Here is a 12,344-nt window from a genome sequence, read left to right as displayed (position 1 = left end):
ATATTCTTACTTTGATAATTCCACAAAATAAAAATAAAATCCTTCTCTTTTTCATTAAAATTCATCTTCTAATTGTAGCAAGATCTCATCGATTTCGACATTTGATGGGTCTTGTTTAAGGATTTCTTGAAAAACTGCCTTCGCCTGCTGTATTCTTCCTTCTTCTAACAAGAAATAACCGTATTCGTGTAAGAAATCTCGTTGATCCTTGAAAAAAGTATATGCAAGGTCATAATGTTTTAATGCCTGTGTATATTCTTCTTTTTGATGATAAGCTCTGGCTAAATTCCACTCAAATTGAGGATCATCTTCACCATATCTTTTAATTTCAGTAATAAGATCAACCACATCATCATATCGTTCATCCTGGAGGAAAACATGGGATAAGGTTATCGCAGCTTCGATATGACCAGGATCTATTGCCAGGGACTCACGTAATAAATTTTCTGCAGTTGGAATTTGCCCAACTTTTATCGCTATCTTTCCACCAAATAAGTATAAGTCCTTATTGTATTCATCTACTTTTATGCCTTCTTGAACCGACTCAAGACTTTCTTCTAAAAGACCTTCTTGTTCATATGATTTTGCTAAGTATAGATAAAGGGAAGTATAGTAAGGATCCGCTTCTTTTAAGGTTAGGAATTGTTGTATAGCTGTTTTGTAGAATCCCCCTTGGTAGGCGGTAAATCCATAACCAAACAGTGTATCAGCATCTTCTTGAGACTCAATTGTTTGCTTATAATGATCAAGTGCTTCTTCAAACTGTCCATTTGCACTTAAGCATTCTGCCAATCTTTGATGCAAATTAACGCCGGAAATCAGGTCATGTTCTTCTAAAAGGCCCTGGTAATATGGAATAGCATGTTTATACTTTCCTTGGTGAAAATAGAGCTCCCCTAATGCAAAGTCAAGTACCGGTTCCTGGGGTAATATTTCTTTGGCCTCTTTTAATTTTTGCTCACTCACCTCTGGCAAACCCTGCATTTGGTATAAGTCTGCTAACAAGAGTAAAGCGTGTGGATATGATTCATGTTCTTTAGAAACCATGTTTAAAAGTTCTATCGCTTCTTCTTCATTTTCCAAATCAATCTTAAGCTCTGCTAAAAATAAAGTGATTTGAATCTCATCAGGGTATAGGAAATGAAGTTCTTCAATTATTTCATGTGCTTTATCAATTATACCCCACTGATAATACTGATCTGCTAATTGAAGCTTTTCTTCATCATGTAATGTAGGTATTATGTTTTCTAAAAGAGTCAGTCCTTCTTCTGTTTCTCCTTTATTTACGAGGTTTATTGCTTCATTTAATACTTGATTAAACATAAACGATCCTTTCCTTAACCATCACTGGTTTTATGTTCTCTATCAATATTATATTCTGTCTATATCATACATCAAAATGAAGCTGATTGTGGTATAAAACGACTTGAAATGGAAATAAAACATTCCTCTCCTTTTCCAGGGAGAAATAAAATATCACCATTAATATTTATAAGCTTGCCATTATGAGAAGTAAAAGTAGGTGAGATTTCATCATCTTGAATAATTGGTTTCCCATCTATATGGTATTTAAGTTCCTCTAGTTTGTACAAATTATAATTCAATTTATTACCTACTCGAATATCTCCTTTAACCGGATAAATGCCTAATTTCATTAGTATTTCTTTTGAAAGAGGTGTTCCTTCTTCTAGGAATTCATATACAGAGGATATTCGATGCTCTCTAACGATTCGATTCCATTCCTGTAAGAGTCTATTTTTTTTAATTGGAGACAACGACTCATCACTCGTGTATGGAATAAGAGTTATCGGATTTGAAAACATCGCATCTCTTATCCAACCCCAAGAAGTTAAATCCAGTCTATCATCCTTGTTTATTTCAACAAAAACAATTGAAACTTGTTGTTGCTTGCATTTTCTCAGCACTGATTGATTTAAACTTTTTAACGAAAGTTTAATTGCCATATAATAATCAATCGGGGAATTAATCATTAAATGTCTTCTTTTTCTCACATGTGATACTAACTCTTTTTCATACTTAATGTCCACAACAGTTAAAAGAGAAGTACAGCCTTTTTTTAAATACCTTATGAATTGTTGTTTAAAGTCTTGAAAAGGAAGTAATGAATGAAGAGAAAAATCGAGCATAACATAGCCAGGGGTAATCAGATACGAACTTAAATCCATCCTCATAAACTTGATATTATCCATCGACTGCCGCATAAATTCAATTTTATTTTGGTTTACTAGTAGTGTGGTCTGTTCAATACGATCACTCTTCAGTATACCGACTTTGTCCATTATATAACACATAATCTTAAGTCCCCTCCTTTCAACCTCTTAAGACAAGCTATGATGAAAGACGAATATTTATGTCATAACAATGGGTTTGCAAGATGGGGATAATTGGATAAAGACAAATACATCGATGGATGGATGCTTAAGGGATATTTAGCATAGTAATTTATGTTCGAAAAGGCCTTTCACTTAAAATGTGAAAGGCCTTTTTATTATTTTGCTAATGAATCTAAATGTTCAAAAAATGTAGGGTAAGAAACATCAATTGCATCCCCATTTTCCAATTCAATTGGTTCTTCCGTAATACATGATGCAATTGCAAGCATCATGCCAATTCGGTGATCACCATGACTGGATACTTTAGCATTTCCTGTTAGTTTAGTTTTACCGCTAATAATCATTCCATCGTCAGTTGCTTCGATTGAGGCGCCAATTTTCTTCAATTCACCAACAACCGTATCAATTCTATTGGTTTCTTTAACTTTTAATTCACTCGCATCCTTAATGATGGTGTCTCCTTCAGCTTGTGAAGCTAATAAAGCAATTACTGGTATTTCATCAATTAATTTAGGAATAAGGTCTCCACTAATTGTCGTACCTTTTAAAGAAGAAGTTTTTATAACAATGTCAGCTACAGGTTCAAAAGTGTGACCTTCTTTTGGTGTAATTTCAATTGAAGCACCCATTTGTTCCAGAACATCCAAAATGCCGGTTCTCGTTGGATTAATGCCAACATTTTTTAATAAAATTTCACTATTTGGAACAATGGCTCCAGCGACAAGGAAAAAGGCAGCAGAAGAAATATCACCTGGTACAAATATATTTGTTGCTTGTAGGCTTTGTCCACCAATAATTGAAGCAGAGTTTTCGTCTTCCTTCACGTCTACACCAAACGCTCTTAGCATTCTTTCAGTATGATCCCTGGATTTATGAGGTTCAGTTACCGTTGTTTCCTCATTTTTAGTATTTAAACCAGCTAACAATATAGCTGATTTTACCTGAGCACTTGCAACTGGTGAATGGTAATGTATTGCTTGCAAGTTTCCACCTCTAACAGATAGTGGTGTATACTGTCCATCTTCTCTTCCATCAATTTTTGCTCCCATCATTCTTAGTGGGTTTGTTACACGGGACATTGGTCTTTTAGCGATGGATTCATCACCTATAATACACGAATGAAAAGGTACTCCTGCTAATATTCCCATCATTAACCTGGTTGTTGTTCCTGAATTTCCAACATCCAATATATCTGAAGGTTCCTTTAAACCATCAAAACCATTTCCTTCAACAGTAACATGTCCTTCTTGAATATCAATTGATACTCCCATTTTTTTAAAGCACGAAACCGTACTTAGGCAATCGGCTCCCATTAAAAAGTTGGAAATTTCTGTTTTACCATTTGCAATCGATCCAAACATAACAGCACGATGAGAAATAGATTTATCACCAGGAATCTCGATTGTGCCTGTTAGCTGATTGATCTTCGATAGTTTTTTTGTCTCTACCATGATTCCACCTCATCCATTCATCCAATTGGATATTTTAACTTGTTACATCATAAACGTTTCATAAGAAGAGTATTTATTAATACATTTAATAGCAAGCTCCCGGTCCTTCTCAGTTTGAAAGCTCAATACTAGAACACCATAGATTTCTTCACGTGTTTCAATAATACGTATATTCGTTAAACTAATCTCTTCCTTCGCCAAGTATCCAGTAATTTCTGAAATAATTCCCGGATAATCAGGAACATCTACATATAAATCATAGAAGGAAGGAATTGCCCCTTTTTGTTTTTCAGGAAGTCCATCCCTATATTGTTTAGCTTGTTGAAAATAAGTAAATAGATTCTCTGCTTCTTCCTTTGCAACAAGATTCTTTATTCTTTCCATTTCTAAGATCCACTCGTCAAATAAATGTAATAATGGACCTTTATTGTGAAGCAAAATATCACGCCACATTGAAGGATTACTTGAAGCTATCCTAGTAATATCCCGGAAACCACCAGCGGCTAATCTCTTAACAAGTGGAAATTCCTCCTCATGATTCTTTGCTTGATACACCAGGCTGGCAGCAACAATATGTGGAAAATGACTAATTACTCCTGTTACTTCATCATGTTCCTCTGGAGTCATTTCAATAAAATTAGCTTTTGTCCCTTCAAGGACATCTTTTAAGCTTTGTACATCATGGGGGGTTACATATTTAGAAGGAGTTAATATGTAAAATGCATTTTCAAACAAATGTGGTTTTGCTGCTAAAATCCCTGATTTGTGTGAGCCGGCCATTGGATGACCGCCTATAAACTTTATTTTTCCATTCAGATGTTTGTTTGCACACTCTACAATCTTTACTTTCGTACTCCCAACATCTGTCACGATCACATCTTTTTTTAAGTTTTGTAATTTAAGTTCTTCAATAATGTTTATTGTTTGTTGAACTGGCGTAGAAAGAAAAATCATATCAATTGTTGAAAGGTCAGGAAATAGCTCTGTAGATACCTCATCAATGGCACCTATTCTCCTGGCAAGATTAGCCTGTTCTACATTTATATCAAAACCGATGATATGAATAGACGGATTTTTTTGTTTTATAGATAATGCTATTGAGCCTCCTATTAACCCAAGGCCTATTAAATAAACTCTATTTACCATTCTGTAATCACCTTTTTTGGCCTATCATCAAAGAGGCTATTCATTCATTTATGTTACATTTAAAAAGAGGGTACTTCTAAGCTTATACTAAATTTAGACTAGTACCCTCTGGATTATTATTGAACAAAATCTTTTAATGCTTCAATGATTTCTTCATTTTGCTGCGTATTTCCTACTGTAATACGTAAGTGTGTTGGGAAACCAAGAGCATTACCTGAGCGAACAATATATCCCTTTTTCAGTAAAGCTTGAAAGACCTCATCAGAATCTCGGTTAAAGTTAATTAAAATAAAATTTCCTTCTGATTGATAGTATTCTAGTCCAAGCTCTTCACAGAAATCGTAAAATTGCTTTAAGCCTTTTTTATTCTTCTCGCGACAATCAGCTACAAATTCTGCATCATCTAATGCAGCTATTGCAGCAGCCTGGGCAACTCTGCTTGTATTGAAAGGCTCTCTGGCAGGTTCTATTTTTCTTATTAATTCTGTATTCCCAATTCCATAACCTACACGTAATGCAGCAAGTCCATACGCTTTAGAAAATGTACGCAGGATCATAAGGTTTGGATAATCATTAATCCATTCTATTGTTTGTGGATAATCATCTGCTATTACGTATTCAAAATAAGCCTCATCTACAACTATTAGTACATGTTTAGGTACCTTATTTATGAAATCCAATAAATTTTCCCTGTTTATATATGTACCCGTTGGATTATTAGGTGTACATACCCATACAACTGTTGTTTTTTCATCAATTTGCTTAAGCATTGCGTCTAAGTCATGATGTCCTTCTACTAATGGAACTTCTCTAATTTGAGCTCCTTCTATCACAGCATTATGTTTATATTGCGGAAATGTTGGAGCAGCCATAACTGTGTTTGTTTCTTGGTTTAATAGGGCACGACAGATTATTTGAACAATCTCATCTGATCCATTTCCAAAGATCAATTGTTCCTCTTTTACACCTAGATGGTCAGCCAGCTTCGTACGAAGCAATGCACTATATCCATCAGGATAAATTGCCAACTGCTCCAACTCATCTACAATTGCTTGTTTAGCTTTTGGTGAGCACCCATATGGGTTTTCATTTGAAGCAAGCTTTACAACCTTAGATAAATTAAATTCTTTTTTCACCTCTTCTATAGGTTTACCAGGCTGATACGGTTTTAAATTTAATAACTGTTCTTTTACATGCAAAGCAAACACCTCTTTTAAGTAAGTAAACAATATTTGAGTTCAATTACCTATTAAACACTCTTATTGTTTACTTTCATGAAATTATCATTCTATGAAAATCATTTCATTTCATTGACCAAAACAAATGTTTTGGCGAACTGTTGAAAGTCTTCAATTGCTTGTTGACGCCCCTCTTTGTCCATTAGAGTTGTTTGAAGGCGTTCAATTTCTCGTACTAAAGCACTTCCAACTACAACTCCGTCAGAAATGTTTGAGAGTTGTTCTACTTGTTCCCGTGAAGATACACCAAAGCCAACTACAACAGGAACAGAACTGTAGCTTTTTACTTCTTTAAGAAACGATGTTATTGATTCATCAAAATTCTTTCTAACACCTGTTACCCCTAAAGATGAAACACAATAAATAAACCCTTCTGCAGCCTCTGCGATCATCTTAATTCTACTTGATGATGTAGGAGCTACTAACGAAATAAATGAAATAGATTGTTCCTTACATTTTTGTCTTAATTCTTCACTTTCCTCAAATGGAATATCGGGAATTAATAGACCGTCTATTGTATTTTCCCGCAGTAAAGCGAAAAAGGATTCCTGATTTAATTGTAACACAGGATTATAATACGTAAAGAGTATTATTGGAATGTTCAGCCCTTTTTTTCTCATTTTCGGAACTAGTTTCATTGCTTCTATAATGTTCATTCCATTTTTCAACGCACGACTAGATGCTTTTTGAATAACCGGCCCGTCTGCAACAGGATCAGAATACGGGATACCTAACTCAATAGCTGATGCTCCAGCATCTTGAAGTGCAATAGCCAAGTCAACAGTTACGTCAGAATGTGGATCACCCGCTGTAATAAACGGGATGAATAATTGGCTGTTTACAGACTGTTTAAAAAGGGTCATGCTTTTCCAACCTCCTTATAATGAGCCATTAATGTATGAACATCCTTGTCTCCTCTTCCAGATAAACAAATCAATATACTTTCGTCCTGGTTCATTTGCTTTGCATGGCTAAATGCGGTGGAAAGAGCATGTGCTGATTCTATTGCAGCTAAAATACCTTCCTCTCTTGCTAGAAGCTCTAATGCATCGAGTGCCTCTTGATCTGTAACACTTTCATATTTCACACGCCCTGTACTTGCTAAATGTGCATGTTCAGGTCCTATACCTGGATAATCCAATCCGGCTGAAATTGAATATGGTTCGATAATTTGTCCATATTCATCTTGCAGGAGATATGTTAATGAGCCGTGGAGAACACCCCTTGTCCCTTTTGTGATTGTTGCAGCATGTAGATCAGTTTCCACACCTTTTCCTGCTGCTTCTGCACCTACTAATTCAACTTTATCTGGTAAGAATGCAGCAAACATTCCGATCGCATTACTTCCACCACCAACACAAGCTATTACCTTTGTTGGTAAAGATCCCTCGATATTATAGAATTGTTCCCTTGCTTCATCCCCTATCACGCGTTGAAATTCTCGAACGATATATGGATAAGGATGTGGTCCTACAACAGAACCAATGATATAAAAATGATCTGAACAATGCTGTACCCAATAGCGCATCGCTTCATTTGTTGCATCTTTTAACGTTTTATTTCCACTTGTTACAGGTATTACCTCAGCACCTAGAAGTTGCATTCTAAACACATTTAACTCTTGACGTCTAACATCTTCTTCTCCCATAAATACTTTACATTCCATGCCAAACTTTGCTGCAACTGTTGCGGTAGCCACTCCATGCTGTCCTGCTCCTGTTTCAGCAATAACTTTTGTTTTTCCCATGCGTTTAGCCAATAAAACCTGCCCGATTGCATTATTAATTTTATGTGCTCCAGTATGGTTTAAATCTTCACGCTTCAGATAGATTTTTGCTCCACCCAATTTATTTGTTACATTCCCGGCAAAAGTAACCGTTGTTGGTCTACCTGAATACTCTTTTAGCAAATAATGATATTCCTCTAAAAATTCAGGATCATTCATTGCTTCTTTATGCGCTTTTTCAATTTCCGCTAACGGTGTCATAAGAGTTTCCGGAACAAAACGTCCTCCAAAATCACCGTACCGACCTTTTTCATCTGGATATATTGACATACTGTAACACCCTTTCTTCGATCTTATTGACCTTTTCGCTACTCTTCTTATGATCTATTTCAATTCCGCTGGATAAGTCAATTCCTTGTGGATGTAGGGATAATAATTCACTAATATTTTTTTCATTCACACCACCGGCAATCAAACAAAGCTTTTTAAGCCGGTTTGTCAAATCAATGTATTGTGGAACAGCATCCCAATCAAACCTTACACCCGTTCCACCCCACTGACCCTTCGTTCTAGAGTCGATAACAAAACCATCAATAACTGAATGATAATGCTCCATCTCCTCTATTGTTTTGTCATGATGATGAAGTGCCTTCCAAAGTTGACCATCGAAGGAACGACCAATCCGTCTGATTTGATCTATTGTTTCGTTACCATGAAATTGAATAACATCAACAGGTATATGTTTCAAAACGTTCTCAATTTCTTCATCAGTAGGATTTACAAAGACTGCGACAACTTTCTTTGATGTGTCTACTTCCTTTAACCATTCGGAAACTAATATTGGCTCGACCTTTCTCTTGCTTTCAGCAAATATAAATCCGATATAATCAGCAAGAGAATGACAGACCACTTTAAGATCATTTAGACTTTGAACGCCGCAAAATTTGATAACAGGTTTATTCATAAACAGGTTCTCCGAATAATTCCTTTATGGCGGTTGTTTGATCTTCTTTTCTCATTAATGATTCACCGACCAAAACAGCTTTTGCCCCAAATTGTTGGACCAAGTCCAAATCATCATTTGTGTAAATACCACTTTCACTAACAAGAAGTGTATCTTGTGGAATAGATGAAATCATTTCACTTAATTGATGAATATTCGTTTCAAATGTTTTCAAATTTCGGTTATTTACCCCTAGAATTTTTGGCTTAATTACCTTCAAAACCTGTTCAAGATGATGTTGATCATGTACTTCCACAAGAACGTCCAGTCCGATTTCCTCTGCATGGATATATAATTCTTTTAATAAAGCCGGCTCTAGTGCTTCACCTATTAACAATACAGCATCGGCACCGATGTGCTTTGCTTCGATTATTTGTTTAGAGTTAATGATAAAGTCCTTTCTTAAGACAGGTAAATTCACAGCTTTTTTTACTTCTGTAAGGAATTCTTTTTTCCCTTGAAAATATGGGGTATCGGTAAGAACGGATAAACAATCCGCTCCTCCTCGTTCATATGCTTTTGCAATGGTAACCGGATGGAAATCAGGTTTAATTAATCCTTTTGAAGGCGATGCTTTTTTCACTTCAGCAATCAATGCTAATCTACGATTTGGTTTGGTTAAAGCCTGTAAAAAGGAACGATGCGGCAGCCCTTCATTTTCCGGGATGATTAACTGTTTAATTTCCTCTTTTTTTGTTTCAAGAATTTGTTCAAGCATAATGCTCCTCCTGCTGATGACGTAATGATCTTAATTGCTTGTATGCAGAACCATTTTTTATTGCTTCCTTCGCTAAAATAACACCCATATCTAATGTAGGGACTTGGTTAGCGACATATAGTGCTGCACCGGCATTAAGTGCAACTATATTCTCGGCACTAACTGGTCCTTCTCCTTTTAGGATTTGTTCGATTAACAACGCACTTTCTTCTGCATTAGACACTTGAATTTCATCTATAATACCACTATTTAACCCCACATCTTCGGGTTGAAGAACATACCTCTTAATCTCGCCATTTTTTAATTCCACAATATCTGTTGCAGTTGTTATCGATATTTCATCTAGCCCATCACGGCCTGTGACAAGCATGACATGCTCAGCACCTAATCGCTTTAATGCTTCTGCCATTTTCTCCGCATATTCTGTAGAAAAAACGCCGATGACCTGTCGTTTAGCATTGGCCGGATTAGAAAGAGGTCCTAACAAATTAAAAACAGTACGGAACCCGAGCTCCTTTCTTGGAGCTACTGCGTGCTTCATGGAAGAGTGAAACATTGGTGCAAAGAGAAAACTCATGTGACGTTCTTCTAAACTTTCCAACGCTTCATCTTTTGATGTCTGAATATTCACACCAAGTTTCTCGAGAACATCGGCACTTCCGCTTTTTGAGGAAACTGCCCTGTTACCATGCTTTGCTACTTTCACCTTTAAAGACGATACAACAATTGCTGCTGCAGTTGAAATATTAAATGTAGAAGCACCATCGCCACCAGTACCACATGTATCGATGACATCACTTTTATACGATAAACTGGACATATGTTTTTTCATTGATTTTGTAAATCCTACAAGTTCATCAACAGTTTCTCCTCTAAATCGCATGATAGATACTAAACTAGCAATCTGACTAGGGGTGGCTTCACCCGTCATAATTAAGTCCATTACATCTTCCGCTTGTCTTTCTGTTAACGTATTCCCCTCAATACATTTTGCTAGAAGCTCTTTCATTACTTTTCTCCTCCTTTGAAAAGACTTTCTCAGCTAACTGTATAGCCTTTAACATTGCACTAGCTTTATTGCATGTTTCCTTCCATTCAAGCTCAGGTACACTGTCTACAACAATACCTGCTCCTGCTTGAACATAAGCAATATTATTTTTCACTGTAATGGTTCTAATTGTTATACAAGAATCTACATTGCCGTCAAACCCTACATATGCTACGCAACCAGCGTAGCTGCCTCTTGCTGTAGGTTCTAGCTCCTGTATGATTTGCATAGCTCGAATTTTAGGTGCACCGGAAACGGTCCCGGCCGGAAATGATGAAAGAAGAGCATCCATCGGATGTATATCATCTTTTAATCTTGCGGTTACCTTTGAAATTAAATGCATAACATGAGAAAAACGGCCAACTTCCATTAAAGTTGGAGTGGTAACAGATCCATATTCTGCAACCCTGCCCAAATCATTTCTAGCTAAATCAACAAGCATATAATGCTCTGCTTTTTCTTTCTCGTCATGTTTAAGTTCTTCCTCAAAGTACAAATCTTCTTCAATCGTTTTCCCGCGTCTTCTTGTACCTGCAATTGGGTGAATCTCCAGATGCTTATTCTGAATATAAATTAATCTTTCAGGTGAGCTTCCAACAAGCTCTGTATCATTTATTCGAATATAGAAAAGGTATGGGGATGGATTAACGATCCTTAAAATTCTGTAAAGTGAAAACCCATCTGTTGAAATAGGTATTTCAAATCTTTGTGAAAGTACCCCTTGAAAGATATCCCCGGCTCTAATGTATTCTTTTACTTTCTCTACATCCTCTAAGAACTTTGATTTTTCATAGTTTGATTTAATTTCATCAAAATTAAGATCAAACTGATCTGAAACTGCAAGCGGCATGTTCTCTGCTTGGGGCTTTTGCTTCAGCATGCTTACGTATTTATTCAATTTGGCTTCAGCAAGTTCATAAGTAGCTTTTAAATGCTCCTCAGATTCTGTACCATTCACCCGCTCAAAGTGAATAAAATAAAGCTGTTTCTCTTGATGATCGAATGCAATAACGGTTTCACATACAAAGAACATACAATTTTGTTGATTCAAATCATTTAGCTTATGTTTTTCAACCTTTTCTATAACGGATACTGTATCATATCCAATATATCCGACTGCTCCACCAACAAAAGGTATATCAAGCTCTGGTAATTTTATTGATAAGTGTTTTTGGAGTTCTTTAAACATTTGTGTAATGGATGCAGACTTTGTAATTGTTTTACGCTGTTCATTTAATAATGAAAATTCACCATGTGTTTCTTCAATAAATAAAAACGGATTCAAGCCGATAAAAGAATATCTGGACCATTCTGATTCAGCATCCTTACTCTCCAGCAAATAAACAGCTTCTTCCTTAAATAATTGAAATAATTGAATAGGTGTGAAGGTGTCCACAATATACTTTTTTACAATGGGGATCGTACGAAATTGCTTGCTATCTTCACAGAAAGTGGAAAATGAAGAAAAATTCAATATAACTCACTCCTCCAAGAAATTTTGGAGAACGAGCATTTAGGAGGTTGTAAAATTTGAAGATTGTTTTAGCACAATATTTAATATTTTCAAATAATGAAAATATAAATAAAACCCAAAAACACGAACGGTTTTTGGGTAGACTTGTGCCTTTTAGAAAAAACCTCAACTAAACTCACTCATTCT

Annotated in this window: 11 protein-coding genes; all 11 read right to left on the bottom strand. The window is 35.9% G+C overall.

Annotation, left to right across the window (positions count from 1 at the left end; all coding sequences use genetic code 11):
• Window positions 1-54: 54 nt before the first annotated feature.
• The 11 genes from LC095_RS02560 to trpE all read right to left on the bottom strand — a co-directional run bounded on the left by LC095_RS02560 (window position 55) and on the right by trpE (window position 12,158).
• Window positions 55-1,323, bottom strand: coding sequence for a tetratricopeptide repeat protein (locus LC095_RS02560; RefSeq protein ID WP_226526653.1), 1,269 nt, complete (start codon window positions 1,321-1,323; stop codon window positions 55-57).
• A gap of 71 nt (window positions 1,324-1,394) precedes the next feature.
• The gene (locus LC095_RS02555) at window positions 1,395-2,300 is read right to left on the bottom strand and encodes a hypothetical protein (RefSeq protein WP_226526652.1); all 906 of its coding nucleotides are present in this window, start codon (window positions 2,298-2,300) and stop codon (window positions 1,395-1,397) included.
• Between the two features lie 209 nt (window positions 2,301-2,509).
• A complete protein-coding gene (gene aroA, locus LC095_RS02550) occupies window positions 2,510-3,805 on the bottom strand; it encodes a 3-phosphoshikimate 1-carboxyvinyltransferase (protein WP_226526651.1) in 1,296 nt (431 codons plus the stop codon).
• A gap of 42 nt (window positions 3,806-3,847) precedes the next feature.
• Window positions 3,848-4,951 carry a prephenate dehydrogenase gene (locus LC095_RS02545; RefSeq protein ID WP_226526650.1) on the bottom strand — a complete coding sequence of 368 codons (1,104 nt, stop codon included), beginning with the start codon at window positions 4,949-4,951 and terminating at the stop codon, window positions 3,848-3,850.
• A 116-nt stretch (window positions 4,952-5,067) separates the two neighbouring features.
• Window positions 5,068-6,150: a histidinol-phosphate transaminase gene (hisC, locus tag LC095_RS02540; RefSeq protein ID WP_226526649.1), complete on the bottom strand. Its 1,083-nt coding sequence runs from the start codon at window positions 6,148-6,150 to the stop codon at window positions 5,068-5,070.
• Between the two features lie 98 nt (window positions 6,151-6,248).
• Window positions 6,249-7,052 (bottom strand): tryptophan synthase subunit alpha, encoded by an 804-nt coding sequence (gene trpA, locus LC095_RS02535; RefSeq protein ID WP_226526648.1) that lies wholly within the window; start codon window positions 7,050-7,052, stop codon window positions 6,249-6,251.
• The gene (trpB, locus tag LC095_RS02530; RefSeq protein ID WP_226526647.1) at window positions 7,049-8,245 is read right to left on the bottom strand and encodes a tryptophan synthase subunit beta; all 1,197 of its coding nucleotides are present in this window, start codon (window positions 8,243-8,245) and stop codon (window positions 7,049-7,051) included. Before trpB ends, trpA begins: the two co-directional genes overlap by 4 nt.
• Entirely contained in the window at window positions 8,226-8,879 is a 654-nt protein-coding gene (locus tag LC095_RS02525) for a phosphoribosylanthranilate isomerase (RefSeq protein ID WP_226526646.1), read from the bottom strand. The genes trpB and LC095_RS02525 overlap by 20 nt, the downstream gene beginning before the upstream one ends.
• A complete protein-coding gene (gene trpC, locus LC095_RS02520; protein WP_226526645.1) occupies window positions 8,872-9,636 on the bottom strand; it encodes an indole-3-glycerol phosphate synthase TrpC in 765 nt (254 codons plus the stop codon). The genes LC095_RS02525 and trpC overlap by 8 nt, the downstream gene beginning before the upstream one ends.
• Window positions 9,629-10,645 carry an anthranilate phosphoribosyltransferase gene (gene trpD / locus LC095_RS02515; RefSeq protein WP_226526644.1) on the bottom strand — a complete coding sequence of 339 codons (1,017 nt, stop codon included), beginning with the start codon at window positions 10,643-10,645 and terminating at the stop codon, window positions 9,629-9,631. The genes trpC and trpD overlap by 8 nt, the downstream gene beginning before the upstream one ends.
• On the bottom strand, window positions 10,617-12,158 hold the full coding sequence (gene trpE, locus LC095_RS02510) for an anthranilate synthase component I (RefSeq protein WP_264195882.1): 1,542 nt from the start codon (window positions 12,156-12,158) through the stop codon (window positions 10,617-10,619). The genes trpD and trpE overlap by 29 nt, the downstream gene beginning before the upstream one ends.
• Between the last annotated feature and the right edge of the window lie 186 nt (window positions 12,159-12,344).

The sequence above is a fragment of the Metabacillus niabensis genome (genome assembly GCF_020524345.1).
GTDB lineage: Bacteria > Bacillota > Bacilli > Bacillales > Bacillaceae > Metabacillus > Metabacillus niabensis_B.
This window is presented reverse-complemented; position numbering and strand designations above follow the sequence as displayed.